21 protein-coding genes are annotated in these 26,966 nt (G+C 65.9%); 9 read left to right on the top strand and 12 right to left on the bottom strand.

What is annotated here, in order from left to right; genetic code table 11:
* The 6 genes from N5C88_RS26965 to N5C88_RS26990 all read right to left on the bottom strand — a co-directional run.
* On the bottom strand, positions 1 to 1,695 hold a 1,695-nt coding region (locus tag N5C88_RS26965; protein ID WP_280016586.1), incomplete at its 3' end, for a THUMP domain-containing protein.
* Positions 1,696 to 1,729: 34 nt separating this feature from the next.
* Complete coding sequence (locus tag N5C88_RS26970; RefSeq protein WP_187524030.1) at positions 1,730 to 2,158, bottom strand: CopD family protein; 429 nt, start codon at positions 2,156 to 2,158, stop codon at positions 1,730 to 1,732.
* 98 nt (positions 2,159 to 2,256) lie between these two features.
* Positions 2,257 to 3,708, bottom strand: a complete 1,452-nt coding sequence (locus tag N5C88_RS26975) for a bifunctional 2-methylcitrate dehydratase/aconitate hydratase (RefSeq protein WP_280016587.1) — start codon at positions 3,706 to 3,708, stop codon at positions 2,257 to 2,259.
* A gap of 70 nt (positions 3,709 to 3,778) precedes the next feature.
* On the bottom strand, positions 3,779 to 4,972 hold the full coding sequence (gene prpC, locus N5C88_RS26980) for a 2-methylcitrate synthase (RefSeq protein WP_042792448.1): 1,194 nt from the start codon (positions 4,970 to 4,972) through the stop codon (positions 3,779 to 3,781).
* A 96-nt stretch (positions 4,973 to 5,068) separates the two neighbouring features.
* Entirely contained in the window at positions 5,069 to 5,959 is an 891-nt protein-coding gene (prpB, locus tag N5C88_RS26985; RefSeq protein WP_054450739.1) for a methylisocitrate lyase, read from the bottom strand.
* Positions 5,960 to 6,211: 252 nt separating this feature from the next.
* Positions 6,212 to 7,201, bottom strand: a complete 990-nt coding sequence (locus N5C88_RS26990) for a malate dehydrogenase (protein WP_088139105.1) — start codon at positions 7,199 to 7,201, stop codon at positions 6,212 to 6,214.
* A gap of 368 nt (positions 7,202 to 7,569) precedes the next feature.
* Between N5C88_RS26990 and N5C88_RS26995 the strand changes: the two genes are divergently transcribed.
* From N5C88_RS26995 to N5C88_RS27030, 8 genes are all read left to right on the top strand, one after another.
* Positions 7,570 to 8,349 (top strand): GntR family transcriptional regulator, encoded by a 780-nt coding sequence (locus tag N5C88_RS26995; RefSeq protein WP_042792450.1) that lies wholly within the window; start codon positions 7,570 to 7,572, stop codon positions 8,347 to 8,349.
* A gap of 121 nt (positions 8,350 to 8,470) precedes the next feature.
* Complete coding sequence (sdhC, locus tag N5C88_RS27000) at positions 8,471 to 8,884, top strand: succinate dehydrogenase, cytochrome b556 subunit (protein ID WP_013392307.1); 414 nt, start codon at positions 8,471 to 8,473, stop codon at positions 8,882 to 8,884.
* The gene (gene sdhD / locus N5C88_RS27005) at positions 8,884 to 9,267 is read left to right on the top strand and encodes a succinate dehydrogenase, hydrophobic membrane anchor protein (protein ID WP_013392308.1); all 384 of its coding nucleotides are present in this window, start codon (positions 8,884 to 8,886) and stop codon (positions 9,265 to 9,267) included. The genes sdhC and sdhD overlap by 1 nt, the downstream gene beginning before the upstream one ends.
* A gap of 3 nt (positions 9,268 to 9,270) precedes the next feature.
* Entirely contained in the window at positions 9,271 to 11,049 is a 1,779-nt protein-coding gene (sdhA, locus tag N5C88_RS27010; protein ID WP_059374665.1) for a succinate dehydrogenase flavoprotein subunit, read from the top strand.
* Positions 11,050 to 11,067: 18 nt separating this feature from the next.
* Positions 11,068 to 11,784, top strand: coding sequence for a succinate dehydrogenase iron-sulfur subunit (locus tag N5C88_RS27015; RefSeq protein WP_059374660.1), 717 nt, complete (start codon positions 11,068 to 11,070; stop codon positions 11,782 to 11,784).
* 132 nt (positions 11,785 to 11,916) lie between these two features.
* A complete protein-coding gene (locus tag N5C88_RS27020; protein WP_013392311.1) occupies positions 11,917 to 12,177 on the top strand; it encodes a succinate dehydrogenase assembly factor 2 in 261 nt (86 codons plus the stop codon).
* 19 nt (positions 12,178 to 12,196) lie between these two features.
* Entirely contained in the window at positions 12,197 to 13,507 is a 1,311-nt protein-coding gene (gltA, locus tag N5C88_RS27025; protein WP_059375329.1) for a citrate synthase, read from the top strand.
* A gap of 101 nt (positions 13,508 to 13,608) precedes the next feature.
* Positions 13,609 to 14,721, top strand: coding sequence for a hypothetical protein (locus N5C88_RS27030; RefSeq protein ID WP_280016589.1), 1,113 nt, complete (start codon positions 13,609 to 13,611; stop codon positions 14,719 to 14,721).
* Between the two features lie 22 nt (positions 14,722 to 14,743).
* Here the strand turns inward: N5C88_RS27030 and N5C88_RS27035 are convergent, their stop codons facing one another.
* From N5C88_RS27035 to mdeB, 3 genes are all read right to left on the bottom strand, one after another.
* Positions 14,744 to 15,196, bottom strand: coding sequence for a DUF2214 family protein (locus N5C88_RS27035; RefSeq protein WP_118933995.1), 453 nt, complete (start codon positions 15,194 to 15,196; stop codon positions 14,744 to 14,746).
* 134 nt (positions 15,197 to 15,330) lie between these two features.
* Complete coding sequence (locus tag N5C88_RS27040) at positions 15,331 to 17,628, bottom strand: NADP-dependent malic enzyme (protein ID WP_059374654.1); 2,298 nt, start codon at positions 17,626 to 17,628, stop codon at positions 15,331 to 15,333.
* 190 nt (positions 17,629 to 17,818) lie between these two features.
* On the bottom strand, positions 17,819 to 20,497 hold the full coding sequence (mdeB, locus tag N5C88_RS27045; RefSeq protein WP_118933994.1) for an alpha-ketoglutarate dehydrogenase: 2,679 nt from the start codon (positions 20,495 to 20,497) through the stop codon (positions 17,819 to 17,821).
* Between the two features lie 224 nt (positions 20,498 to 20,721).
* Here mdeB and N5C88_RS27050 point away from each other — a divergent pair, with 224 nt between their 5' ends.
* On the top strand, positions 20,722 to 22,770 hold the full coding sequence (locus N5C88_RS27050; protein ID WP_118933993.1) for an oligopeptide transporter, OPT family: 2,049 nt from the start codon (positions 20,722 to 20,724) through the stop codon (positions 22,768 to 22,770).
* A gap of 31 nt (positions 22,771 to 22,801) precedes the next feature.
* Here the strand turns inward: N5C88_RS27050 and N5C88_RS27055 are convergent, their stop codons facing one another.
* The 3 genes from N5C88_RS27055 to puuE are packed head-to-tail and all read right to left on the bottom strand — an operon-like array spanning position 22,802 to position 26,760.
* On the bottom strand, positions 22,802 to 24,034 hold the full coding sequence (locus tag N5C88_RS27055; protein ID WP_280016590.1) for a M20/M25/M40 family metallo-hydrolase: 1,233 nt from the start codon (positions 24,032 to 24,034) through the stop codon (positions 22,802 to 22,804).
* 6 nt (positions 24,035 to 24,040) lie between these two features.
* Positions 24,041 to 25,804, bottom strand: coding sequence for a 2-oxo-4-hydroxy-4-carboxy-5-ureidoimidazoline decarboxylase (gene uraD, locus N5C88_RS27060; protein ID WP_280016591.1), 1,764 nt, complete (start codon positions 25,802 to 25,804; stop codon positions 24,041 to 24,043).
* Between the two features lie 11 nt (positions 25,805 to 25,815).
* The gene (gene puuE / locus N5C88_RS27065; protein WP_280016593.1) at positions 25,816 to 26,760 is read right to left on the bottom strand and encodes an allantoinase PuuE; all 945 of its coding nucleotides are present in this window, start codon (positions 26,758 to 26,760) and stop codon (positions 25,816 to 25,818) included.
* Positions 26,761 to 26,966 lie beyond the last annotated feature (206 nt).

Here is a 26,966-nt window from a genome sequence, read left to right on the forward strand (position 1 = left end):
CAGGCGGCAGTCCAGCGAACCGTTGTGCAGGGGCACGCGGCGCTTGGGTTTCAGGCGCAGCTGGTTGGGCAGCGTCAGGTCGCTGGTGATGACGTGCAGCTGCCAGCCCGCGAAATTGCGCTTCAGGCAGGTGGCCCAGTCGCGCCACAGATCCGCATCCTGTTCCGTCCCCATGCGCTCGCCGTAGGGCGGGTTGGTGACGATCCAGCCGTGGTCGGCGGGCGCGGTGACGTGGCGGGCATCGCCGACCTCGAAGCGGATCGAGTCTTCGGTCAGCCAGGCGCGTTCGGCGTTGTTGCGGGCGAATTCGATGGCTTGCGGGTCCAGGTCGTAGCCGACCAACGGCGCGTCCAGCTGCGGCAGGATGCGCGCGCGGGCGTCGTCCTTCAGGTCGCGCCAGCGGTAGGCGTCATGCCCGCGCAGGCGTTCGAAGCCGAACGGGCGCGAGATGCCCGGGGGCACGCCCAGCGCGATCCAGGCGGCCTCGATCAGGATGGTGCCCGATCCGCAGAACGGATCCAGCAGCGGGGCGGCCGGATCCCAGCCCGCCAGCGCCAGCATGCCGGCGGCCAGGTTCTCGCGCAGCGGCGCCTCGCCCTTGTCCAGGCGCCAGCCGCGCTTGAACAGCGACTCGCCCGAGGTGTCCAGGTACAGCGTCGCGGTATGCCCGGTCAGGAACAGGTGCACGCGTGCGTCCGGACGCACGGTGTCGATGCTGGGGCGTTCGCCTTCCAGTTCGCGCAGGCGGTCGCAGATGCCGTCCTTGGCGCGCAAATTGCAGTACTGCAGGCTTTGCACCGGGCTCTTGATGGCCGAGGTGTCCACGCGCAAGGTCTGCTCCGCGCCGAACCAGCGCTCCCAGGGAGTGTCGCGGGCCAGGTCGAGGATGTCGTCTTCGTGCGAGATCTCGGCATGGGCGACCTGCACCAGGATGCGGGTGGCCAGGCGCGAATACAGGTTGGCGCGCTGCACGCCGGCCCAATCGGCCGTGAACGAGCAGCCAGCGCGGCCGGCCCGGGCGTCCTCGAAGCCCAGCGCCTGCATTTCGGCCGTCAGCGCCTCTTCCAGCCCTTGGGGGCAGGGGGCGAAGATGGGGAACGTTTCCGCCTGGCGGGTTTCGCGCGGACGGCGGTTGCGGACCTCGACGGCGGGTTCGCGGCGGTCTTCGTGCTGCTCGCGGCTGTCAACGACATCAGATTCGTGCTCGGGTTCAGCCTGGTATTCGGGCGCCGGACCGTCGTCCTCGAACGGGTCGTAGAAGCGTCCCGCCGGCGTGGCCGGCGCGATGTACTGATCGTCGCGCAGGCGCGGCGCGCGCTGCGGGGCGCGGCCGGAGCGGCCGCCGGACTCGGTCTCGCGGCGCGGGCTGTCGGCCCGCTTGCGGTCCGGCGCGGGCCGCCCGGAGGCAGCCCGGTCCGAGGCGCCGCGTCCCGGCGTGGCCCGATCCGACGCGCCGCGCGCGGACTGGCCGCGGCCGGCGCCGCGCGGGCCGCGGGCTTCCTCGTCCTTGCGCCGCTGGTAGGCGGCGGGATCCTTCTGGCGTTCGATGCTTTCCTTGGTGCGCTCCTGTTGCGCGACCAGGCGGGCGCGGGCGCCCGTGCGGGTGCGCTTGGGGGCGTCTTCGGCATAGGCGTCGCGCGCCGTTTTCTTGATCGTCAGCGTCTTGCGCGGGCGGTCCTGTTCATCAGAGGACATACGAATCCTGGCGAATGTGCAGAGGTAGGGGGTATCAGAAGGGTTTGACGACGACCAGCGCCACCACCACCAAGAGCAGCAAGACGGGAACTTCGTTGAACCAGCGATAGAACTTGTGTGAACGGGTGTTCTTGCCCTGTTCGAATTTGCGCAGCATCAGGCCACAGGCGTGATGGTAGCCGATGACGAGCAGGACGAAAAAGAGCTTGGCGTGCATCCAGCCGTTGCCGGGGCCCACGCCGATGCCATAACCCAGGTACAGCCACATGCCGAACACGACCGCGACGATGGCCAGAATGGTGGTGAAGCGGTACAGGCGGCGCGCCATGCCCAGCAGGGTGGTATGGACCGCGGGGTCCGATTGCTGCGCCAGGTTCACGAATATGCGCGGCAGGTAGAACAGGCCGGCGAACCAGGAAGCGATAAAGACAATATGAAAGGTCTTGACCCAAAGCATGGCCATGGCGCGATCCAGTCGAGAAAGCCGCATTGTAAGCTGCGCCACCGCGCGCTCAGGCCAGCAAGCCAAGCCCCGCGGACGGGGCTGGTCGGGACGTCGGCTCAGATCACATACAGGTCGACGTACTCGTGCACCGGCATGGCTTCCAGCCGCTTCTGGTCCAGCGAGGCCAGCAGGATGCGCTCCTGCTGGCGGGCGGGGAACATGCGCGCCAGATTGGTGCGGAACTTGGTTTCCAGCAGCGGTATGCCTTCGGCGCGGCGGCGCTTGTGGCCGATGGGGTACTCGCAGACGATCTCGTCCAGCCGCGTGCCGTCCTTGAATTCCACCGTCAGCGCATTGGCGATGGAACGCTTGTCGGGGTCGTGATAGTCGCGGGTGTAGGCCGGATCTTCGACGCAGGCGATCTTGTCGCGCAGCGCGTCGATGCGCGGATCCCGCGCCACCGCATCCTCGTAGTCGGCCGCGGTCAGGCGGCCGAACAGCGTCGGCACCGCCACCATGTACTGGATGCAGTGGTCCCGGTCGGCCGGGTTGGCCAGCGGCCCCTTCTTGTCGATGATGCGGATGCAGGCTTCGTGCGTGCGGATGGTGATTTTCGCGATGTCGTCGGCGCTCTTGCCGGCGGCCTGCAGCCGGGCGTGGAGTTCCATTGCGCATTCGACGGCGGTCTGCGCATGGAATTCGGCCGGAAACGAAATCTTGAACAGCACGTTTTCCATCACGTAGCTGCCGTAGGGGCGCTGGAACCGGAACGGCTGGCCCTTGAACAGCACGTCGTAAAAGCCCCAGGTCTTGGCCGTCAGCACGGACGGATAGCCCATTTCGCCGGTCCGGGCGATCAGCGCCAGGCGCACGGCGCGGCTGGTGGCGTCGCCCGCGGCCCAGCTCTTCCTGCTGCCGGTGTTGGGGGCATGCCGGTAGGTGCGCAGGCTCTGGCCGTCGACCCAGGCCAGCGACACCGCGTTGATCACTTCCTCGCGGCTCAGGCCCAGCATCTGCGCCACCACGGCGGTGGAGGCGACTTTCACCAGCACGACGTGGTCCAGACCGACCTTGTTGAAGGAGTTTTCCAGTGCGATGCAGCCCTGGATCTCGTGCGCCTTGATCATGCCGGTCAGCACGTCGCGCATCAGCAGAGGTGGTTTGCCGGCCGCGACCGCGGTGCGGGACAGCCAGTCGGCGGTGGCCAGGATGCCGCCCAGATTGTCGGACGGGTGGCCCCATTCGGCGGCCAGCCAGGTGTCGTTGAAGTCCAGCCAGCGGATCATCGCGCCGATGTTGAAGGCGGCCTGCACGGGATCGAGCTGGAATTGCGTGCCCGGCACCTTGGCGCCGTGGGGTACTGTCGTGCCGGGCACGATGGGGCCCAGCAATTTCCTGCACGCCGGATATTCCAGCGCTTCCAGGCCGCAGCCCAGCGTGTCGATCAGGCAGTTGCGCGCCGTTTCGTACGCCAGGCCGCTCTGGATTTCATACTTCAGGACGTAGTCGGCGATATCGACCAGAACCAGGTCGGGATCGGGACGGACGTTGGAGATCGGGGCAGACATAGCGGTACCTCTCCATGGAATGAATACAGGTGGCCATGCCGTGCCCTCGTCCGCGCCCTGGTGCCGTGGCTTACTTGCGCTTTTCCAGCGGCACGAACTTCTGGTCTTCCGGGCCCACGTAGTTGGCGGTGGGGCGGATGATCTTGTTGTCGATGCGCTGCTCGATGATGTGGGCCGACCAGCCCGCCGTGCGCGCGATGACGAACAGCGGCGTGAACATGGCGGTGGGGACTCCCATCATGTGATAGCTGACGGCCGAGAACCAGTCCAGGTTGGGGAACATCTTCTTGATGTCCCACATGACCGTTTCCAAGCGTTCGGCGATGTCGAACATCTTGGTGCTGCCGGCCTTCTTGGACAGCTTCTTGGCCACTTCCTTGATGACCTTGTTGCGCGGGTCGGACACGGTGTAGACAGGGTGGCCAAAGCCGATGATAACTTCCTTGGCTTCGACGCGGCGGCGGATGTCGGCCTCGGCCTCGTCCGGGGTTTCATAGCGCTTCTGCACGTCGAAGGCCACTTCGTTGGCGCCGCCGTGCTTGGGGCCGCGCAGCGCGCCGATGGCGCCCGAGATCGCGGAGAACATGTCCGAGCCGGTGCCGGCGATGACGCGCGCGGTGAACGTGGACGCATTGAACTCGTGTTCGGCGTACAGGTTCAGCGAGATGTGCATGGCCTTGACCCACTCGTCGCTGGGCTTCTCACCGTGCAGCAGGTGCAGGAAATGGCCGCCGATGCTGTCGTCGTCGGTCTGCACGTCGATGATGCGGCCGTTGTGGCTGTAGTGGTACCAGTACAGCAGGGCCGAGCCCAGGTTGGCCATCAGGCGGTCGGCGATGTCGCGCGCGCCCGGGGTGTTGTGATCGTCTTTTTCAGGCAGCACGCAGCCCAGCACCGACACGGCGGTGCGCATCACGTCCATCGGGTGGCTGGCGGCGGGCAAGGCTTCCAGCGCGGCTTGCAGCTGGGCGGGCAGGCCGCGCAGGCTGCGCAGCTTTTCCTTGTAGGCCTTCAGTTCGGCCTTGTTCGGCAGTTTGCCGTGGACCAGCAAGTGGGCGATTTCCTCGAATTCGCTGGCGTCGGCGATATCCAGGATGTCGTAGCCGCGGTAGTGCAGGTCGTTGCCGCTGCGGCCGACCGTGCACAGCGCGGTGTTGCCGGCGACGACGCCGGACAGCGCAACCGACTTCTTGGGCTTGAAGCCGGCTTTTTCTTCCGGCTGGGCGTCCGTCTTGGCCACTTGCTTCTTGGGAGCCGTGCTCATGTCTCTACTCCTTCCTTTCGCGATGGTCGTTGCTATTGGGGGTGGGCATGCAAGGCGCCGGGCGGCTGCCGCGGCGCCGGAAACCGGGGGGCTGGCTTACGCCTTGCCCTTCTGGAACAGCGCGTCCAGCTTCGATTCGAATTCGTGGTAGCCGATGCGGTCGTACAGTTCCTCGCGCGTCTGCATCAGGTCCACCACGTTCTTCTGGTGGCCGTCGCGGCGGATGGCGGTGTAGACCGCTTCGGCGGCCTTGTTCATGGCGCGGAAGGCCGACAGCGGGTAGAGCACCATGCCCACGCCCACGCTCTTCAGTTCTTCCACCGAGAACAGCGGCGTCTTGCCGAATTCGGTGATGTTGGCCAGCACCGGCACCTTGACCGCCTTGACGAAGCGGTCGTAGGTGGGCAGGTCGTAGGCGGCTTCGGCGAAGATCGCGTCCGCGCCCGCTTCCACGCAGGCCAGCGCGCGCTCGATGGCGGCATCCACGCCATGCGAGGCGATCGCGTCGGTACGGGCGATCAGGTAGAAATCGGTGTCGGTGCGGGCGTCGGCCGCGGCCTTGACGCGGTCGGCCATTTCCTCGGTCGAGACGATTTCCTTGCCGGGGCGATGGCCGCAGCGCTTGGCGCCCACCTGGTCTTCGATGTGGCAGGCGGCGGCGCCGAACTTGATCAGGCTCTTGACGCTGCGGGCGATGTTGAACGCCGACGGGCCGAAGCCGGTGTCGATGTCGACCACCAGCGGCACGTCGCAGACGTCGGTGATGCGGCGCACGTCGGTCAGGACGTCGTCCATGGTGTTGATGCCCAGGTCGGGCAGGCCCAGCGAACCGGCCGCGACGCCGCCGCCGGACAGGTAGATGGCGCGGTAGCCGGCGCGCTTGGCCAGCAGCGCGTGATTGGCGTTGATGGCGCCGATGATCTGCAGGGGGCTTTCTTCGGCAAGCGCGCGGCGAAAGAGGGCGCCGGCGGATTCGGGTCTGGACATGGGTGGTCTCCGTAATTTGGACCGGGTGTTTTCATGGGCCCCGGATGAAACGACTGGAATGCGGACTGGCGCGTCGCAGGCCTGGCCGGGACGCGTCCCGTCCTGGTTCCTGACCTTACCGCGGGCCCGGAAAATAAATCTGTCCCCTTCGCGACATTTCTTTGCGCAGGGGCAAAGGGACAGGTTTATGTTTCGGTCTTGCCTAGGAATTGGGCCCGCGCAAACGGGCCCAATTCTTTACTCATGCGCTGCTTACTTCAGCAGGTCCTTGACGCCGTCGCGCTCTTCGAGGAGCTCTTTCAGCGTGAAGTCCAGGCGCTCGCGCGAGAAGGCGTCGATTTCCAGGCCTTCGATGCGCTTGTATTCGCCGTTTTCGGTCGTGACCGGCACGCCGTAGATGATGCCTTCGGGGATGCCGTAGGAGCCGTCCGACGGGATGCCCATCGTGACCCACTTGCCGTTGCTGCCCAGGACCCAGTCACGGACGTGGTCGATGGCGGCGTTGGCGGCCGAAGCGGCCGAGGACAGGCCGCGGGCTTCGATGATGGCGGCGCCGCGCTTGCCCACGGTGGGGATGAACGTGTCGCGGTTCCAGGCGTCGTCGTTGATCAGCTTGGACAGCGATTCGCCGCCGACGGTGGCGAAGCGGTAGTCGGGGTACATCGTGGGCGAGTGGTTGCCCCACACGACCAGCTTTTCAATCGCGGCGACCGGCTTGCCCGACTTGGCGGACAGTTGCGACAGGGCGCGGTTGTGGTCCAGGCGCAGCATGGCGGTGAAGTTCTTGGCGGGCAGGTCCGGCGCCGACTTCATGGCGATGTAGGCGTTGGTGTTGGCCGGGTTGCCGACGACCAGGACCTTGACGTTGCGGCTGGCGACGTCGTTCAGAGCCTTGCCCTGAGCCGTGAAGATCTGGGCGTTGACCGACAGCAGGTCCTTGCGTTCCATGCCGGGGCCGCGCGGGCGGGCGCCAACCAGCAGGGCCACGTCGGCGTCCTTGAAGGCGGTGCGCGGATCGCTGTGGGCGGTGACTTCTTGCAGCAGCGGGAAGGCGCAGTCATCCAGTTCCATGATGACGCCCTTCAGGGCCTTTTGCGCTTTCTCGTCGGGGATTTCCAGCAGTTGCAGGATGACGGGTTGATCTTTACCCAGCATTTCGCCCGAGGCGATGCGGAATAGCAGTGCGTAACCGATTTGGCCGGCGGCGCCGGTGACGGCGACACGCAAGGCAGGCTTGGACATGGACGTTCTCCGTAATGGTTTGGCGAGAAAAAATCTCACCAAGCAGTGTAATCGTTGGGCGTGAAAATCAACGCGTGTGCAACGGCGCGCGCAGCGGCATGCGCGGGGCCCGGGCAGCGTTGAATCCTAGATCGAATTTACGTGTCCGTCAATTGCTCTTCTATCTTATATAAGACATAAGACGTTGGACAGCGTCCCGGCCGATATGCCACAATAGAGCGTTTATTCGAATGCGCCGCAACCCGGTTTCGGTTGCGCGCCTGTATCAAGCCAGAACACCGGCGGCAGCAGCGCATTGCGGATGGGTTCGCTGCCTTGCGCCGCCCTCCCATTTCCTCCGGATAAACATGACTCAATCAAAAAGATCCATGGCAGAGCCCCGGCCCGAAACCTCCTTACGCATTCGCGCCGCCCGCACGGCGGGCGAGGGGGCCGCTTTCAGTCCGCTCTACCGGCAAATCAAGGATCTGCTTGTCCAGAGCCTGGAACGCGGCGAATGGAAGCCCGGTGAACTCATCCCCAGCGAAATCGATCTGGCTGCCCGTTTCCAGGTGAGCCAGGGCACGGTGCGCAAGGCGGTCGATGAGCTGGCTGCCGAGCACATGCTGCTGCGCCGGCAGGGCAAGGGCACTTTCGTCGCCACCCACCACGAAGCGCGCGTGCGCTACCGCTTCCTGCGCCTGGCCGCCGACGACGAAGGCGAGGCCGGCCGGGCGGAAAGCCGCATCCTGGAATGCCGGCGCCTGCGTGCGCCCGCCGAGATCGCGCGCGCCCTGGACCTGCGGGCCGGCGAAACCGTCGTCATGATCCGCCGCCTGCTGTCCATGGGGCAGACGCCCACCGTCGTGGACGACATCTGGCTGCCTGGTTCCATCTTCCGTGGACTGACCCTGGAGCTGTTGACCGCCAACAAGGCGCCGCTCTACGGTCTGTTCGAATCCGAATTCGGCGTGAGCATGGTGCGCGCGGACGAAAAGCTGCGCGCGGTGATCGCGCCGGCCGAGGTCTGTCCGCTGCTTAATGTTCCCGCCGGGACGCCGTTGTTGCAGGTGGATAGGGTGTCTTATACGTATGGTGACCGCCCCATGGAAATTCGCCGGGGGTTGTACTTGACCGATCGATACCACTACCGCAATAGTCTGAATTGATGAGTTTTTTACCTACGATTTGATACCGACCCTATCTCTGGGCGAAAATACCGTGTTTGCCCGCAAGGGCTACGGCATTTCCGCCGTAACGATTCCCTAGTTCCGAAACACCGAGGCCGTCATGTCCGACACCGCTGCCAAGCCACGTCCGCAGTTTCGCAATATTGGTATTGCGCAACTCGCCAGCTACCGCCTGCCCCTGGCCGGCAAGCTGTCCATCCTGCACCGCGTCAGCGGCGCGCTGCTGTTCCTCTGTCTTCCCTTGGTCATTCTGCCGCTGTTCGCGGCCAGCGTGGCCGCGCCGCAGACGTTCGCAGCCGTGGCCGCGTACGCCGGCAATCCGATCGTCAAGCTTGTCTTCCTGGTCCTGATCTGGGGCTATCTGCACCACTTCTGTGCCGGCATCCGCTACCTGCTGCTGGACCTGCACATTGGTATCGACAAGCTGTCGGCCAAGAAGAGCGCCGGCGTGGTTTTCGGGGTGAGCCTGGCGCTGACCCTGGTGTTCGCTCTCAAACTGTTCGGAGTGCTGTAATGGCCGACGTCAAAAACTACGGACCCAAGCGTCTGGTCGTGGGCGCCCATTACGGCGTCATGGATTTCATCATCCAGCGCATCACCGCTGTCATCATGGCCGTGTACACGCTGGTGCTGCTCATCGGCATCCTGATGATGCCGGCCTTCACGTACGAGCACTGGACTGCGCTGTTCAACTTCTACGTGGGCGTTCTTCCGGTTGGCCAGATCCTGGCCACCCTTGCATTCATTGCGCTGGCCTGGCATGCCTGGATTGGTGTGCGCGACATCTGGATGGACTACGTCAAGTCGGTGGGCGTGCGCCTGCTGCTGCAAGTGCTGACGATCCTCTGGCTGGTCGGTTCGGTCGTTTACTTCGCGCAAATCCTCTGGAGCATTTAAGCCGTGGTCTCTGTCATGAAATCCCTGCCGCGCCGCCAGTTTGATGTGGTGGTCGTTGGCGCCGGTGGAGCCGGCATGCGTTGTTCGCTGCAACTGTCCCAAGCGGGCCTGTCCGTTGCAGTGCTGTCCAAGGTGTTCCCCACGCGTTCGCACACGGTTGCCGCACAGGGCGGCGTGAGCGCCTCGCTGGGCAACATGAGCGAAGACAACTGGTACTGGCACATGTACGACACCGTCAAGGGTTCGGACTGGCTGGGCGACCAGGACGCCATCGAATTCATGTGCCGCGAAGCGCCGAACGCCGTGTACGAGCTCGAGCACTTCGGCATGCCGTTCGACCGCAACCCCGACGGCACCATCTACCAGCGTCCGTTCGGCGGCCACACCGCCAACTTCGGTGAAAAGCCGGTCCAGCGCGCCTGTGCCGCTGCCGACCGCACCGGCCACGCGCTGTTGCACACCCTCTACCAGCGCAACGTCGCCGCGCGCACCCAGTTCTTCGTCGAATGGATGGCGCTGGACCTGCTGCGCAACGAAGCGGGCGACGTTGTGGGCGTGACCGCCCTGGAAATGGAAACGGGCGAAATCTACATCCTGGAAGCCAAGACCACGGTGTTGGCCACCGGCGGCGCCGGCCGCATCTGGGCCGCTTCCACCAACGCCTTCATCAACACCGGTGACGGCCTGGGCATGGCCGCCCGCGCGGGCATTCCGCTGCAGGACATGGAATTCTGGCAATTCCACCCGACCGGCGTGGCCGGCGCCGGCGTGCTGATCACCGAAGGCGTGCGCGGCGAAGGCGGCATCCTGCTGAACAAGGATGGCGAACGCTTCATGGAGCGCTATGCGCCCACGCTGAAGGATCTGGCCCCGCGCGACTTCGTGTCCCGCTCGATGGACCAGGAAATCAAGGAAGGCCGCGGCTGCGGTCCGGACGGCAGCTACGTGGTCCTCAAGCTGGACCACCTGGGCGCCGACGTGATCAACAAGCGTCTGCCCTCGATCCGCGAAATCGCGATCAAGTTCGGCAACGTGGACCCGATCAAGGAACCGATCCCCGTCGTTCCGACCATCCACTACCAGATGGGCGGCATCCCGGCCAACTACCACGGCCAGGTGCTGACGCGCGAAAACGGCGAGAACAAGATCGTCAACGGCCTGTACGCCATCGGCGAATGCGCCGCGGTGTCGGTGCACGGCGCCAACCGCCTGGGCACCAACTCGCTGCTGGACCTGATCGTGTTCGGCCGCGCCACCGGCAACCACATCGTCAATTCGCATCCGGAACGCCAGCACGCGCACCAGCCCGTGCCGCAGCAAGCCGTCGAATTCTCGCTGGACCGCGTCAACAAGCTGGAATCGCGCACCTCGGGCGAGAAGACCCAGGACATCGGCAACGCCATCCGCTTCTCGATGCAGCGCCATTGCGGCGTGTTCCGCACGCTGGAGCTGCTGAACGAAGGCGTGACCCAGATCGAGGATCTGGCCAAGCAGGCCGACCACATCTACTTCAAGGACAAGTCCAAGGTGTTCAACACCGCGCGCGTCGAGGCGCTGGAAATGGCGAACATGACCGAAGTGGCCCGCGCCACCATCAAGTCGGCCGCCGCCCGCACCGAAAGCCGCGGCGCACACGCGCTGGACGACCACCCGACGCGCGACGACGAAAACTGGCTGAAGCACACGCTGTGGTACTCCGAAGGCAGCCGCCTGGATTACAAGCCCGTGCAGATGAAGCCGCTGACGGTCGAGTCCTTCCCGCCCAAGGCGCGTACCTTCTAAGTCCGGATTGAGCCCACTATGAGCACCAAGAGAATCGTCAAGTTCGAAATCTACCGCTACGATCCGGACAAGGACGAGCGCCCGTACATGCAGAAGCTGGACGTCGAACTCCAGCCGACCGACAAGATGCTGCTCGATGCGCTGGTGCGCATCAAGAACGACGTCGATGACAGCCTGGCCCTGCGCCGCTCGTGCCGTGAAGGCGTGTGCGGTTCGGACGCCATGAACATCAACGGCAAGAACGGTCTGGCGTGCACGACCAACCTGCGCGAACTGAAGGAACCCATCGTTCTGCGTCCGCTGCCGGGCCTGCCCGTCATCCGCGACCTGATCGTGGACATGACGCACTTCTTCAACCAGTACCACTCGATCCGCCCGTACCTCATCAACGACACGCCGCCGCCCGAAAAGGAACGTCTGCAGTCGCCCGAGGCCCGCGAAGAGCTGGATGGCCTGTACGAGTGCATTCTGTGCGCGTGCTGTTCCACTTCCTGCCCGTCGTTCTGGTGGAACCCGGACAAGTTCGTCGGCCCGGCCGGCCTGCTGCAAGCCTACCGCTTCATCGCCGACAGCCGCGACGAAGCCACGGGCAGCCGCCTCGACAACCTGGACGATCCGTACCGCCTGTTCCGTTGCCACACCATTATGAATTGCGTCGACGTCTGTCCCAAGGGACTGAACCCGACCAAGGCGATCGGCAAGATCAAGGAACTGATGGTTCGCCGTACGGTCTAGTTTTAAGCAAGCGCATTTTGCCTCCGGCGGCGTTTTTGCCGCCGGGCCGTCCCAAGGCAAAAACGCCCTCCAGGGGGTGGCAAACCCGCGTAGCGGGTGCGGCGTTGGGGCTTTTTTTAGGTGTAAAGAAAGATGAGCAAGCTAACTGAATTGGAGCGGGCGCGTTTGCGTTGGCGGGCGCGCCGCGGCTTGCTCGAAAACGACTTGATCATCACCCGGTATCTGGATGCCCACGAGGCTGAACTTACCGATGATGACGTGGCCGCATTGACGCAGCTTTTCGAGATGGGAGACAACGACCTTCTCGATCTGCTGCTGGCCCGCAAAGAGCTTGAGGGCGCGCTGGACACGCCCAGGCTTCGGAGCATCATTGGCCAGATGCGCGCGCTCTGATTAATTGAGAGGAATGAACATGAACCTGTCTGACAAAAAAGCCACTCTATCCTTCTCGGATGGCAGCGCCCCCATTGAGTTCCCTGTTTACAAGGGTACGGTTGGTCCGGATGTGATCGACATCCGCAAGCTGTACGGCCAGACGGGCATGTTCACGTTTGACCCCGGCTTCATGTCCACCGCCGCCTGCGAATCGGGCATCACGTACATCGACGGCGACAAGGGCGAACTGCTGTACCGCGGCTACCCCATCGAGCAATTGGCCGTCAATTGCGACTTCATGGACATCTGCTACCTGATCCTGAACGGCGAACTGCCCAACAAGGACCAGAAGGCCGATTTCGATTCGCAAGTGACCCATCACACGATGGTCAACGAGCAGCTGCACTTCTTCCTGCGCGGCTTCCGCCGCGACGCGCACCCGATGGCCGTGCTGACCGGCCTGGTCGGCGCGCTGTCCGCGTTCTACCACGACTCCACCGACATCACGAACCCGCAGCATCGCCACATCTCGGCCATCCGCCTGATTGCCAAGATGCCGACGCTGGTCGCGATGGCCTATAAGTACTCGCAAGGCCAGCCCTTCATCTACCCGCAGAACAACCTGTCCTACACGGGCAACTTCCTGCGCATGATGTTCGCCACGCCGTGCGAAGACTACAAGGTGAACGAAGTCGTCGAGCGCGCGCTGGACCGCATCTTCATCCTGCACGCCGACCACGAGCAGAACGCTTCGACCTCGACCGTCCGCCTGTGCGGCTCGTCGGGCACCAACCCGTTCGCCGCCATCTCGGCCGGCGTGGCTTGCCTGTGGGGCCCGGCTCACGGCGGCGCCAACGAAGCTTGCCTGCAGATGCTGGAAGAGCTGCAAGCCAACGGCGGCATCGCCAAGGTCGGCGAGTTCATGGAGAAGGTCAAGGACAAGAACTCGGGCGTGCGCCTGATGGGCTTTGGCCACCGCGTCTACAAGAACTACGACCCGCGCGCCAAGCTGATGCAGGAAACCTGCAAGGAAGTGCTCTCGGCCCTGGGTCTGGAAAACGACCCGCTGTTCAAGCTGGCCATGGAACTGGAACGCATCGCCCTGTCGGATCCGTACTTCGTTCAGCGCAAGCTGTACCCGAACGTGGACTTCTACTCGGGTATCGTCCAGCGCGCCATCGGCATCCCGACCTCGCTGTTCACGGCCATCTTCGCGCTGGCCCGCACGGTGGGCTGGATCGCCCAGTGGAACGAAATGCTGTCGGATCCCGATTACAAGATCGGCCGTCCGCGCCAGCTGTTCACCGGTTCGGTCACGCGCGACGTGCCGCCGATGGACAAGCGTTGATACGCAGCCTGGCTTGAGCAAGAAACCGCCTTCGGGCGGTTTTTTGTTGCCTGTTCGCCGTGTGGCCGCGGCGTGATGGTTTGGCGTGTACCATCCTTGCCATGATTCCGATAGCGCTGCCTTCCGCCGGCTTTTACATTTTTGTTTCCCTGGGCTTTCTCGCCGGTCTGGCGCTGCTGGCCTGGGCCGTGGTCCTGGTTGCCAGCGGCGGCGCGCGCCGCACGGTGCGCAAGTACTGGAAGACCTCCACCCTGGTATTCGTCGTGCTGGCCGTGCCGTTCGCCTTCTATGCCTGGGTGCAGACGGTGATCTGGCAAATCGAGCGGGAGGGCGCCCGCGCCGAGGCAGCTCGCAATGTCGCGCTGCAGGAAGCGACGACCGTCGGTGGCACCGTCATGCCCGCGGGAACGCGGCTGAAGCTGCAGGACGAAGGGCAACTGGAGACCTATCTCGAAGCGGAGTTTCCGCAGCCCGTGGCCATGTATGGCGTGCAGGCGTCGAGCGCGCGGCGTTATCTCGATTCGGACTATGACGACAAAACCTACGCCTTGCGGGGCCGCTATCCGCGCAACGTCATCCTGCGCGGTGCGGGCAGCCAGACCGTGCTGGGCTGGCATTGCGACGCCACGCAGGAGATCGAGTTCGAGGTGAAGCGCGATGGCGCGATGACGGCGCTAGACAAGTGCGTGCTGGGTCCGGGCAACCGCGCCGAAACCCTGGATCTCGCGCCGGGTTCCATCCTCTATGGCTCCAGCGGCACGGTCTACACCGATGGCTCGAGCGATCCGGATCGCTGGCGCATCGAGGTCAAGGATCCGATGGCGGTCCGGATATTCGGGCTGCCCTTGAGCGAGCCCAGGCTGTATCTTGACGAGGCGCGGCGCCTGCTGCGGGTCAGCGATGCGGAACTGGCTTGCCCGACGCGATTCGGCGGCGTGAGCTATGCCGCCGGCACTCAGGTGAAGTCGGTGCGCCGCGGCCGCGGCGATGCGCGCGAACCGTACCCGGGCGTGCTGGTGCTGAGCCCCTGGAATGGCCAGGCCGCCAAACGCGACGGCCAGGCCGACGTGCCGGAAGGCATGTCGGTGATGCAGACCTTGGCCGGCGAGGTCGTGGACGTGGTCCAGAACGATACGGTGGGCGTTTTCCACTTCGCCACCTTTGTCGTGGGCGACGAGGAGCCCGAGGCCCGCCGCCGCGCATCCTGCTCTTGAAGCGCGCGGCCCTGGCGGAGTGTTACGCGCCGATGCCGCGCGCCATCAGCACGGCGAACAGCGGCAGGAAGATGAACAGGTGCGATTCGATCATGACCCAGCGCCGCGCCCGCTTGATGTCGGCGGCCGCGGGCAGGAAGCCCGGCTGCTGGCGCGATTGCTTGGCCCAGCGCAGGAAGGTCATCGTGGGCGCGATCGAACAGAGGCCGATGATGACGAAGAGCGTGATCTTGGCGTGGAACCAGGGATTGCTCATGTAGAACGCGGCGCCCTTGATGCCCAGCGTCAGGCGCAGCACGCCGGTGACAAGCACCACCACGGCGCTCAGCGCATAGAGGCGGTCATAGATGACCAGGCGCTTGAGGCCGGCGGCGGTGAGATCGGGCCGCAGCAGCACGGCTTCGGCGGTCAGGACCACCACCAGCAGGAAAATGGCCAGGTAATGAAACCAGGCATACAAGGCGTCGGCCAGCATGTGGACTCCAGAAAACAAGGTTGAACTTGGTTTTTACCATCAGCCCGGGCCGGCAGGCTATCGCGGCGGAAAGTGCCCGCAGCAAGAAATAGGGCGCCCCAAGGGGCGCCCTTTGCCTTAATGGCCGTCGTTGATCAACGACGCTTCTTGGCGGCCTCGGCGGCTTCCTGCTGCGCGTCCACCACGGCCAGCGCCGTCATGTTGACGATGCGGCGCACGGTGGCGCTGGTGGTCAGGATGTGCACGGGGCGCGCCGCGCCCAGCAGGATCGGACCCATCGCGACGCCATTGCTGCCAGTCATCTTCAACATGTTGTACGTGATGTTGCCGGTGTCCAGCGTGGGCATGACGAGCAGGTTGGCGCGGCCCTTGAGCGTGCTGTCCGGGTAGGCCAGGACGCGGATCTTTTCCGACAGGGCGGCGTCGGCGTGCATTTCGCCGTCGACTTCCAGGTCGGGAGCGCGGTCCTGCACCATCTGGCGCGCGGCGGCCATCTTGCGCGAGGATTCCGTCACGCGGCTGCCGAAGTTGGAGTGCGACAGCAGGGCGATCTTCGGCACCACGCCAAAGCGCAGCATTTCGTCCGCGGCCTGGATGGTGATGCTGGCGACTTCCTCGGCCGTCGGGTTCTCGTTGACGTGGGTGTCGGTGACGAACAGCGTCTGGTCGGGCAGCATCAGCACGTTCAGGGCGGCGTAGGTCTGGCCTTCCTTCTTGCCGATGATTTCGTCGATGTACTTGAGCTGGTTGTCGTACTTGCTGGCCACGCCGCAGAGCAGGGCGTCCGCGTCGCCACGGCGCAGCAGCATCGCGCCGATCAGCGTGTTGTGCTTGCGGATCATCGCCTTGGCGATGGCCGGCGTCACGCCTTCGCGGCCCTTCAACTGGTAGTACGCATTCCAGGTTTCGTTGAAGCGGCTGTCGTCTTCCGGATCCACGATCTCGAAGTCCTGGCCGGCCGCCAGGCGCAGGCCGAACTTCTTGATGCGCATTTCGATGACGGCCGGGCGGCCGATCAGGATCGGGAACGCCAGCTTTTCATCGGCCACGGTCTGCACCGCGCGCAGCACGCGCTCGTCTTCGCCGTCGGCGTAGATGACGCGCTTGGGCGCCTTCTTGGCCTGGGCGAACAGCGGACGCATCAGCTGGCCCGAGTGGTACACGAAGCCCATCAGCTTCTGGCGGTAGGCCTCGATGTCTTCGATGGGGCGGGCAGCCACGCCGGAGTCGGCGGCGGCTTGGGCCACGGCCGGGGCGATCTGGACGATCAGGCGCGGGTCGAAGGGCTTCGGGATGATGTAGTCAGGGCCGAACGACAGTTCCTGGCCGGCGTAGGCGCGGGCCACTTCGTCGTTTTGTTCGGCTTGAGCCAGTTCGGCGATGGCCTTCACGCAAGCCAGCTTCATTTCTTCCGTGATGCGCGAGGCGCCGGCGTCCATGGCGCCGCGGAAGATGAACGGGAAGCACAGCACGTTGTTGACCTGGTTCGGGTAGTCCGAACGGCCGGTGGCGATGATGCAGTCCGGGCGGGCGGCCTTGGCCACCTCGGGACGGATTTCCGGTTCCGGGTTGGCCAGCGCCAGGATCAGCGGGCTGGCGGCCATGGTCTTGACCATGTCGGCGGTCAGCACGCCGGCGGTCGAGCAGCCCAGGAACACGTCGGCGCCGTTTACCACGTCAGCCAGCGTGCGGGCGTCGGTCTTCTGCGCGTAACGCTTCTTGTTGGCTTCCATGTTTTCATCGCGGCCGTCCCAGATCACGCCGCGCGAGTCCACCACGTAGATGTTCTCGCGCTTGACGCCCAGGTGCACCAGCAGGTCCAGGCAGGCGATGGCGGCGGCGCCGGCGCCCGAGCAAGCCAGCTTGACCGAGCCGATGTCCTTGTTCACGACCTTCAGGCCGTTCAGGATGGCGGCCGACGAAATGATGGCGGTGCCGTGCTGGTCGTCGTGGAAGACGGGGATCTTCATGCGCTCGCGCAGCTTCTTCTCGATGTAGAAGCACTCGGGCGCCTTGATGTCCTCGAGGTTGACGCCGCCCAGCGTGGGCTCCAGCGCCGCGATGATGTCGACCAGCTTGTCGGGGTCGTTCTCGGCCAGTTCGATGTCGAACACGTCGATGCCGGCGAACTTCTTGAACAGGCAGCCCTTGCCTTCCATCACAGGCTTGGCGGCCAGCGGGCCGATGTTGCCCAGGCCCAGCACGGCGGTGCCGTTGGTGATCACGCCCACCAGGTTGCCGCGCGAGGTGTACTTCGAGGCGGCGTCATCGCCTTGGTCGAAGATGGCCATGCAGGCGGCCGCCACGCCGGGGGAGTAGGCCAGGGACAGGTCGTCCTGGTTGGCCAGCGTCTTGGTCGGCGTGACCGAGATTTTGCCGGGGGTGGGGTAGGCGTGGTAGTCCAACGCCATTTTGGTGAGGGTTTCGTCCATGGGATACAGGCCTTGCGGGCGCTAAATGGAAAGGAAATGGGATTGCAAAAAGCGGGCTCGCGGCCCGCCGTATTTTCTGGGAAATGCTTGGGAACACCCGTATTTCAACAGAAAGCGCGGGTGCTTGGTTGTTGCGCTGCAGCGAATGGACGATTTTGCGCAAAACCTCGCTGCATCCCGGATTGCAATCCTATCTATCCCAAGGCGGCGTTTGCCGCGTGCCGGCATTCAGGCGCGCGCGCAGCGTCTGGGCGTCTTCCTGGCGGTCCAGGCTGTCCAGCGCGTACAGCACGATCCAGTCCGCGCTGACCTCGAAGAAGTCGCGCAGCTGGGCGCGGGTGTCGCTGCGGCCGAAGCCGTCGGTACCCAGCGTGCGGTAGGGCGCGGGCACCCAGGCGCGGATCTGTTCCGGCACGGCGCGCACGTAGTCGCTGGCGGCAACCACCGGGGCGTTGCTGGCGCCCAGGCAGGTGCGGACCCAGTCGGCGCCGGACGCAAGGCCGAGCACGCGGGCGCGTTCGGCTTCGCGGCCGGCGCGGGCCAGCTCGGAAAAGCTGGTGACGCTCCAGACTTCGGCGTCCACGCCGTAGTCGGCCTGCAGCCGTTGCGCGGCAATTTCGGCCTCGCGCAGCATGGGGCCGGCGCCCAGCAGGCGCACCTGGGCCTGCCCGCGCGCGGGCCGCAGGCGGTACATGCCGCGCAGGATGCCCTCGCGTACGTCTTCGCCTGCCGGCATGTCCGGCTGCGCCAGGTTCTCGTTGGTGACGGTCAGGTAGTAGAACTCGTCGCGCTGCTCGTCCAGCATGCGGCGCATGCCGTGCTCGACGATGATGGCGACCTCGTAGGCATAGGCCGGGTCATAGGCGCGGCAGTTCGGCACTGCGGCGGCCATGATGTGGCTGGAGCCGTCCTGGTGCTGCAGCCCTTCGCCGCCCAGCGTGGTGCGGCCGGAGGTGGCGCCGACGAGGAAGCCGCGCGTGCGCTGATCGGCGGCAGCCCAGATCAGGTCGCCGATGCGCTGGAAGCCGAACATCGAGTAATAGATATAGAAGGGCAGCATCGGCAGGCCGTTGACCGAATAGCTGGTGCCCGCGGCCGTCCACGAGGAAATCGCGCCGGCCTCGGTAATGCCTTCTTCCAGGATCTGGCCGTCGCGCGCTTCGCGGTAATACAGCACCGAGCCGATGTCCTCGGGTTCATAGAGTTGGCCTTGCGCGGAGTAGATGCCGATCTGGCGGAACAGGTTGGCCATGCCGAAGGTGCGCGCCTCGTCCGCCACGATGGGCACGATGCGCGGCCCCACGGTGGCGTCCTTGAGCAGGGCGGTCAGCATGCGCACGATGGCCATGGTGGACGACATTTCCTTGCCGTCGGCGGCCAGCGCGAAACGCGCCCAGTGTTCGGCGTCCGGCGGCGCCAGGCGCGGCGCCTCGGTGTTGCGGCGGGGAATGTGGCCGCCCAGCGCGGCGCGGCGCGCCTGCAGGTGGCGCAGTTCGGCGCTGTCCTCGGCCGGGCGGTAGAACTTGAGCGCCAGGCAATCGGCGTCCGAGATCGGCAGCGCGAAGCGGTCGCGGAAGGCCAGCAGCGCCTCGTCGTCCAGCTTCTTCTGCTGGTGCGTGGTCATCTTGCCCTGGCCGGCCGACCCCATGCCGAAGCCCTTCTTGGTCTGCGCCAGGATCACCGTGGGCTGGCCGCGATGGCGCACGGCGCGGTGGTAGGCCGCATGGATCTTCACCATGTCATGGCCGCCGCGGTGCAGCCGGTCGATGGCCTCGTCGCTCCAGTCGGCCACCAGAGCAGCCAGTTCGGGATTCTGGTTGAAGAAGTGGGCGCGGTTGAAGGCGCCGTCGTTGGCCGCGAAGGTCTGGAACTGTCCGTCCACGGTGTTGGCGAAGGCGCGCGCCAGGGCGCCGCCGGTGTCGCGCCGCAAGAGCGCGTCCCAGTCGCTGCCCCAGACCAGCTTGATGACGTTCCAGCCCGCGCCCGCATACAGCGTTTCCAGCTCATCGATGATGCGGCCGTTGCCGCGCACCGGGCCGTCCAGGCGCTGCAGGTTGCAATTGACCACGAACACCAGGTTGTCGAGTTTCTCGCGCGCGGCCAGCGTCAGCGCGGCGATGGATTCGGGTTCGTCCATTTCGCCGTCGCCGAAGATGCCCCAGACCTTGCGGTCGCCGCCGGGCATGAGCGAACGGTGCTCCAGATAGCGCATGAAGCGCGCCTGGTAGATGGCGTTGATGGGGCCGATGCCCATCGACCCCGTGGGGAACTGCCAGAAGTCGGGCATCAGCCACGGGTGCGGGTACGACGACAGTCCGCGCAGGCCGCGCGCGCCGGCCGTGATCTCCTGGCGGAAATGCGCCAGGTCCTCTTCGCCCAGGAATCCTTCCAGATAGGCGCGGGCATACACGCCGGGCGCCGAGTGCGGCTGCATGTAGACCAGGTCGCCGGGGCCGTCCGGGCTCTGCGCGCGGAAGAAATGGTTGAAGCCGACCTCGAACAGGTCGGCGGCCGAGGCATAGCTGGCGATGTGGCCGCCCAGCTCCCCATGCGCCTGGTTGGCGCGCACCACCATCGCCAGCGCGTTCCAGCGGTTGATGCGGGCGATGCGCTCCTCCACGGCGAGGTTGCCGGGGAAGGGCGGCTCCTGGTCGGCGGGGATGGTGTTGAGGTAGGCGGTGCGGGTCTGGCTGTTGGCGCGCAGGCCCAGCGACGCCGCATGGCCCAGCAGATTGTCCAGCACGTAGCCCGCCCGTTCAGAACCTTCCGCCTGTACCAGCGATTCCAGCGCCTCGCGCCATTCGGCGGTTTCGGCGGGATCGGCGTCGTGCTGGATGTCTTGCCCGGGGGCGGAACTGGCGTCGCGCATGGTCTGGTCGTCTCCTGGTTTGACGTCCATGCTAGACCCTAGCCCCTGGCATGGGTGATCAAAATTCTGGGGAAACTTCGGAAAATTCAGCATAATCTTTTGCAAGTTTTACTGCTTGCGGCAGCTTCTGCCGAGGATGTGCTTGGCGGTCGTCTCAGAGGGGTGACCGCTGGGTGGACGCGAAGGCGCTAGAATTCGCGCCTGGCAAGATAGGAATAACTGCAATGACCCAACCCATCAGCGTCCCGGCAGAGGTCACGTTGCCCGAACTTACGTTCCGCGGCATCCTCCTGGGCGCAATCATCACCGTCATCTTCACGGCTTCCAACGTCTTTCTCGGACTGAAGGTGGGCCTGACGTTCTCATCCGCCATTCCGGCGGCGGTGATCTCGATGTCCGTCCTGCGCCTGTTCAAGGACGCGAACATCCTCGAAAACAACATGGTGCAGACCCAGGCCTCCGCGGCCGGGACGCTGTCGTCCATCATCTTCATCCTGCCGGCCCTGGTCATGATGGGACACTGGCAGGGCTTCCCGTTCTGGCAGACGCTGGGCATCTGCGCCGCCGGCGGCATGCTGGGCGTGATGTTCACCATTCCGCTGCGCCACGTGATGGTGGTGCAGAGCGACCTGCCGTATCCGGAAGGCGTGGCCGCCGCTGAAATTCTGCGGGTGGGCAGCGCCGAGCGCGCCCAGGACGAGGCCGCGGAGGACGGACGCGCACCGGCCAAGGCCGAGACCGGCATGGGCGACATCGTGGCTGGCGGCGTGGTCGCCGCCGCGGTCAGTTTCGCCGCCAGCGGACTGCGCGTGCTGGGCGACAGCGTCAGCGGCTGGTTCGCACTGGGCGGCGCGGTATTCCGGCTGCCCATGGGCTTTTCGTTGGCGCTGCTGGGCGCGGGCTACCTGATCGGCATCGTCGCCGGGCTGGCCATGCTGACCGGACTGATCATTTCCTGGGGCATCGCCGTGCCCATCCTGACCGCCATGGGCGACATGCCCGCGGGCACGTCGCTGGCGAAGTACGCTACCGGCCTGTGGGCTTCGCAGGTGCGCTTCATCGGCGCCGGCGTGATCGGCGTGGGCGCCATCTGGACGCTGGCCACGCTGTTCATGCCGATGGCGCGCGGCGTCAAGGCTTCGTTCGCGGCGCTGACCAAGGCGGGCGCCGCCCGTGCCGGGCGCGCGCCGCGCACCGAGCGCGACCTGTCGGCCGGCTGGATTTCAGCGGTGACGCTGGTGCTGGTGGCGGTGCTGGTCGTCACGTTCCAGGTGTTCCTGTCCGGCGCGCCGCTGTCGCCCGCCGGCATCTGGAAGCTGGTGGCCTACGCCGTGCTGTTCGCCTTCGTCTTCGGCTTCCTGGTGGCCGCGGCCTGCGGCTACATGGCCGGCCTGGTAGGGTCGTCGACCAGCCCGATCTCGGGCGTGGGTATCGTCGCCATCGTGCTGGTATCGCTGCTGATGCTGGCGCTGGGCGGCGAACTGCTGGGCGCGCAGAACGGCGTGCAGATGGCGATTGCGCTGTCGATCTTCAGCACCTCGGCGGTGGTGGCGGTGGCCTCCATTTCCAACGACAACCTGCAGGACTTGAAAACCGGCTGGCTGGTGGGCGCGACGCCCTGGCGTCAGCAGGTGGCCCTGCTGATCGGCTGCGTGGCCGGCGCGGCGGTGATTTCGCCGGTGCTGGAACTGCTCTACAACGCCTACGGTTTTGCCGACGCCATGCCGCGCGCAGGCATGGACCCGGCGCAGGCCCTGTCGGCGCCGCAGGCGACGCTGATGCTGGCGATCGCGCGCGGCATCTTCACGCACCAGCTCAACTGGACCATGATCCTGATCGGCATGGCGGTCGGCGTGGGGCTGATCGTGGTGGACGAAATCATGAAGCGCACCTGCCGCGTGGCCCGCATTCCGGTGCTGGCCGTGGGTATCGGCATCTACCTGCCGCCCACCGTCGCCGCGCCCATCGTGGTCGGAGCGGTCCTGGCATGGCTGCTGGAACGCGCTCTGCGCCGCCGCGCGGCCGCCGCCGGCAAGCCCTACGAGCAGTTCGCCGACGCGGCCAACCGCCGCGGCGTGCTGATCGCCTCTGGCCTGATCGTGGGCGAAAGCCTGGTCGGCGTGCTGATGGCCGGCATCATCGGCGCGGCCGGTACCGAAGCGCCGCTGGCGATCGCCGGCGCGGGCTTCGAGCACACGGCCTCGTTCCTGGGCCTGGCCGTCTTCGTGGCGGTGGCGATCCTGTTCTGGCGCCGGGTGATGAAACTGGCGTGAAGCGCCCGGCCGGTCCTGCCGGGCGCCCGCCTCAGGCGGCGTCCAGCAGGTCGGCCAGCGTGCGGGCGATGACCTTGGTGGCGCGCCGCAGGTCTTCCAGCACCACCCGCTCATCGTTGCGCTTGGCGTGCGATTCCAGCACGGTGCGCGGTCCGGCGCCGTAGATCACGCCCGGAATGCCCGCTTCGGCGTACAGGCGCACGTCGGTATAAAGCGGCGTGCCCATGGCGGCGATGGGCTCGCCGAACAATTCCTCTCCATGTTTCTGTATGGCCTGCACCAGCGGCTGGTTGCCCGGCAGCGGGCGCATGGAATTGGCCAGCAGCAGGCGCTTGATGTCCACGCTGATGCCGGGCACGGAGGCGGCGGTTTCCTGGATGATGCGGCGGATGTCGGTCTCGACCTCGGCCGCGTTTTCTTCGGGGATCATGCGCCGGTCCAGCTTGAACACTACCTTGCCCGGCACCACGTTGGTGTTGGTGCCGCCTTCGATGCGGCCGACGTTCAGGTAGGGGTGGCTGATGCCCGGCACCTCGGAGCGGATCTCCCGATACCGCGTGTTCTGCGCGTACAGCGCGTTCAGGATCGCGACCGCGCCTTGCAGCGCATCCACGCCGCTGCTGGGGATGGCGGCATGCGCCATCTTGCCGTGGACCGTCACTTCCATCTGCAGGCAGCCGTTGTGGGCGGTCACGACCTCGTAGCTGAAACCCGCGGCGATCAGCAGATCGGGCTTGGTCAGTCCTTGGGACAGCAGCCAGCCGGGGCCGAGCAGGCCGCCGAATTCCTCGTCGTAGGTGAAGTGCAGTTCGACCGCGCCGCGGCTGGGGCGGGCGACGGCTTCCAACGCGCGCAGGGCGAACGTGTAGCTGGCGAAATCGCTCTTGCTGACCGCGGCGGCGCGGCCGTACAGGCTGCCGCCGTCGATTTCGCCGCCGTAAGGATCATGTTCCCAGCCTTCGCCCGGCGGCACCACGTCGCCGTGGGCGTTGAGCGCCACGCGCAGGCCGCCCGCGCCGTACTCGCGGCGCACGATGAGGTTGGTGATGGATTGCAGGCCATAGTCCCGCACCTCCTGCGCCGGCACCGGATGGGCTTCGGCCTCCAGGCCGAAGCCTTGCAGCAATTCGGTCGTGCGCTCGGCGTGTGGCGCATTGTTGCCGGGAGGCGTGTCGGTCGGCACGCGCACCAGCTCCTGCAGGAAGCGGACTTCCTCGTCAAAGTGGGCGTCAATCCAGGCGTCGAGTCGGGCGTAATCGGTCATGGTCGGCTATTGGGTGTCGTGGGCAAGATCGTCGAGCAGGCGCAGGAACGCCAGCACGGCAAGCTGGATGTCGTCGCTGGAGGTGGATTCGCGCGGGTTGTGGCTGATGCCGGAGTTCTGGCCGCGTACGAACAGCATGGCCTGGGGCATGACTTCATGCAGCTTCATGGCGTCGTGGCCGGCGCCGCTGGGCATGCGATGGACGGGCAGTCCCAGCGCGTCGACGGCGCGTTCCCAGCGCTGCTGCCAGGCGGGATCGCTGGGCGCGGCGGCGGCGCGCATGGTTTCTTCCAGCGTGTAGCGCAGGCCGCGGCGCTGGCAGATGGCTTCGAGCTCGGCCAGCACGTCGTGCGCCAGCGCATCACGCTGCGCGTCGCTGGGCGCGCGCAGGTCCAGGCTGAAGCGGCATTCTCCCGGCACCACGTTGATCGAACCGCCGGGCACTTCCAGCATGCCCATGGTGCCGACCGAGTCGCCGTCGCGGGCGGCGCGCTGCTCCACGTACAAGGCCAGCTCGGCCGTGGCGGTGGCGGCGTCGCGGCGGCGGTTCATGGGGGTGGTGCCGGCGTGGCAGGCCAGGCCGTTGATCCGCACCTGATAGCGCACGCAGCCGTTGATCGACGTGACCACGGCCAGCGGCAGCCCCATTTCGTAGAGCACCGGACCTTGTTCGATGTGGACTTCGACGAAGCCCAGATAACGGGCGGGATCGCGCTTGAGCTTGGGGATGTCTGCGCTGCGCAGGCCGGCTTGCGCCATGGCGTCGCGCATGCTGACGCCGTCGGCGTCCTGCTGGTCCAGCCATTGCGGCTTGAAGTCGCCGATCAACGCGCCCGAACCCAGGAAGGTGGCGCGGTAGCGCTGGCCTTCCTCTTCCGCGAAGCCGATGACTTCCAGGTGGTAGGGCAGGCGCTTGCCCTGGCGGTGCAATTCGCGCACGCAGGCCATCGGCACGAAGATGCCCAGCCGGCCGTCGTACTTGCCGGCGTTGCGCACGGTGTCGTAATGGCTGCCGGTCATGAGGGTGGGGGCATCGGCGCTGGCGGCCAGGTAGCGGCCGACCACGTTGCCAACCGCATCGATGCCGACCTCGTCGAAACCGCAGTCGCGCATCCATTGCGACAACAGCGCGGCGCAGGCGCGGTGGGCTGCGGTCAGGTAGGTGACGGTGAGCTGGCCTTTTTCTGCGTAGCCCGGATCGCTGTGGACGGCCAGTTGTTCACCCCAGTCCCAGATGTCGTTGCCGATGGCGGGCTCGGCGTCGAAGCTATCGCGCAGGCGGATCTCGGCGATGCGGTGCAGCTGCTGCTGGGCTTCTTCGAATTCCAGGTCCGGCGGGTTGTCCAGGCGGCGGGTGAACTCGTCGATCACCTGCTGGCGCGTCATGCCGGCGCCGCGCGGGCCGCGCACGGCCAGCACGAAGGGAAAGCCGAATCTGGCGCCGTAGTCGGCGTTCAATGCTTGCAGGCGAGCCAATTCGGCGGGCGTGCACGCGGCCAATCCGGCCAAGTCCTGTTCGCGTGCCGAATCCGCGTTCCGGGGCGTGCCTGCTGCCAGCTCCGGATGGGCGCGCAGCAGCGCCGTCCGGGCGTCGGCGTCGGCCTCGCTCACGGCGCGGCGCAGGCGCTGCGCCAGGTCGGCCAGCGAGCGAAACGGGCGGTGGCCAAGCGCGCGTTCGGCGATCCACGGCGCATGTCCGTACAGGCCGTCGAGCATGGCGACGGCGTCCGCGGGCGCCGCCGCATTGAGTTGGGCTAGGGTATGGGCCATGGCCGTCCTGTTCAGGCGTTGGGGGTGTAGGGATGCGCCGCCTTCCAGTGGCGCGCGATGTCCAGCCGCCGGCAGACCCAGACGCGGTCATGGCTGGCAATGTGGTCCAGGAAACGCTGCAGCGCGGTGATGCGGCCGGGCCGGCCCAGCAGGCGGCAATGCATGCCGATGCTCATCATCTTGGGCGCTTCGTCGCCTTCGGCGTAGAGCGCGTCGAAGCTGTCCTTCAGGTACTGGAAGAAGGGATCAGCGTGCGAATAGCCCTGCGGCAGCGCGAAGCGCATGTCGTTGCAGTCCAGCGTGTAGGGCACGATCAGTTGCGGCACGACGCTGCCGTCCGTTTTCTGTACGCGCATCCAGAAGGGCAGGTCGTCGCCGTAGTAGTCGCTGTCGTACTCGAAACCGCCATAGTCGGCCACCAGGCGCCGCGTGCGCGGACTGTCGCGGCCGGTGTACCAGCCCAGCGGACGGCTGCCGGTCATTTGCGTGATCGCGTCCATGGCCAGGCGCATGTGTTCGCGCTCGGTGGCCTCGTCGATGTGCTGATAGTGGATCCAGCGCCAGCCGTGGCAGGCGATCTCGTGTCCCAGTTCGACGAAGGCGGCGGTCAGTTCCCGATGGCGCTGCAAGGCCATGCCCACGCCGAATACCGTCAGCGGCAGGCCGCGCTTCTCGAATTCCCGCAGGATGCGCCAGACGCCGGCGCGCGAGCCGTACTCGTAGATGCCCTCCATGCTGAGGTGGCGCTCGGGATAGCTGGCGGGGTTGAACATTTCCGACAGGAACTGTTCGGACCCGGGGTCGCCATGCAGCACGCTGTTCTCGCCGCCTTCCTCGTAATTCAGCACGAACTGCACCGCGATGCGCGCCTGCCCCGGCCATCGGGCATGCGGCGGATTGCGGCCGTAGCCGGCCAGGTCGCGGGGGTAGGGGAGCGTGGAATCGTAGACGGTCATGAGGCGGGCGGAGGGCAACGGCGCGCGGCGGCCGGGCGTGGGTGGGCGGATGACTTCCTGATGATCAGCACCATAGCGGGAAATCGTAGTTTTGTATACAAACTATGTACATAATTTCATTGGGGGGCTGGAAAGGCGGGCCCAAACGAAAAACCCAGCCGGCGGATACGCCGGCTGGGCTGCGCTTCCTGCGCTCATCATCGGCG

It is taken from the genome of Achromobacter sp. GD03932 (assembly GCF_029839485.1).
Lineage (GTDB): Bacteria > Pseudomonadota > Gammaproteobacteria > Burkholderiales > Burkholderiaceae_B > Achromobacter > Achromobacter bronchisepticus_A.

What these genes read in the sequence shown, in the direction of transcription:
- N5C88_RS26970 (WP_187524030.1), bottom strand. Translation starts at nt 2,158, where the DNA reads ATGGCCATGCTTTGGGTCAAGACCTTTCATATTGTCTTTATCGCTTCC.
- N5C88_RS26975 (WP_280016587.1), bottom strand. Translation starts at nt 3,708, where the DNA reads ATGTCTGCCCCGATCTCCAACGTCCGTCCCGATCCCGACCTGGTTCTG.
- prpC (WP_042792448.1), bottom strand. Translation starts at nt 4,972, where the DNA reads ATGAGCACGGCTCCCAAGAAGCAAGTGGCCAAGACGGACGCCCAGCCG.
- prpB (WP_054450739.1), bottom strand. Translation starts at nt 5,959, where the DNA reads ATGTCCAGACCCGAATCCGCCGGCGCCCTCTTTCGCCGCGCGCTTGCC.
- N5C88_RS26990 (WP_088139105.1), bottom strand. Translation starts at nt 7,201, where the DNA reads ATGTCCAAGCCTGCCTTGCGTGTCGCCGTCACCGGCGCCGCCGGCCAA.
- N5C88_RS26995 (WP_042792450.1), top strand. Translation starts at nt 7,570, where the DNA reads ATGGCAGAGCCCCGGCCCGAAACCTCCTTACGCATTCGCGCCGCCCGC.
- sdhC (WP_013392307.1), top strand. Translation starts at nt 8,471, where the DNA reads ATGTCCGACACCGCTGCCAAGCCACGTCCGCAGTTTCGCAATATTGGT.
- sdhD (WP_013392308.1), top strand. Translation starts at nt 8,884, where the DNA reads ATGGCCGACGTCAAAAACTACGGACCCAAGCGTCTGGTCGTGGGCGCC.
- N5C88_RS27015 (WP_059374660.1), top strand. Translation starts at nt 11,068, where the DNA reads ATGAGCACCAAGAGAATCGTCAAGTTCGAAATCTACCGCTACGATCCG.
- N5C88_RS27020 (WP_013392311.1), top strand. Translation starts at nt 11,917, where the DNA reads ATGAGCAAGCTAACTGAATTGGAGCGGGCGCGTTTGCGTTGGCGGGCG.
- gltA (WP_059375329.1), top strand. Translation starts at nt 12,197, where the DNA reads ATGAACCTGTCTGACAAAAAAGCCACTCTATCCTTCTCGGATGGCAGC.
- N5C88_RS27030 (WP_280016589.1), top strand. Translation starts at nt 13,609, where the DNA reads ATGATTCCGATAGCGCTGCCTTCCGCCGGCTTTTACATTTTTGTTTCC.
- N5C88_RS27035 (WP_118933995.1), bottom strand. Translation starts at nt 15,196, where the DNA reads ATGCTGGCCGACGCCTTGTATGCCTGGTTTCATTACCTGGCCATTTTC.
- N5C88_RS27040 (WP_059374654.1), bottom strand. Translation starts at nt 17,628, where the DNA reads ATGGACGAAACCCTCACCAAAATGGCGTTGGACTACCACGCCTACCCC.
- mdeB (WP_118933994.1), bottom strand. Translation starts at nt 20,497, where the DNA reads ATGCGCGACGCCAGTTCCGCCCCCGGGCAAGACATCCAGCACGACGCC.
- N5C88_RS27050 (WP_118933993.1), top strand. Translation starts at nt 20,722, where the DNA reads ATGACCCAACCCATCAGCGTCCCGGCAGAGGTCACGTTGCCCGAACTT.
- N5C88_RS27055 (WP_280016590.1), bottom strand. Translation starts at nt 24,034, where the DNA reads ATGACCGATTACGCCCGACTCGACGCCTGGATTGACGCCCACTTTGAC.
- uraD (WP_280016591.1), bottom strand. Translation starts at nt 25,804, where the DNA reads ATGGCCCATACCCTAGCCCAACTCAATGCGGCGGCGCCCGCGGACGCC.
- puuE (WP_280016593.1), bottom strand. Translation starts at nt 26,760, where the DNA reads ATGACCGTCTACGATTCCACGCTCCCCTACCCCCGCGACCTGGCCGGC.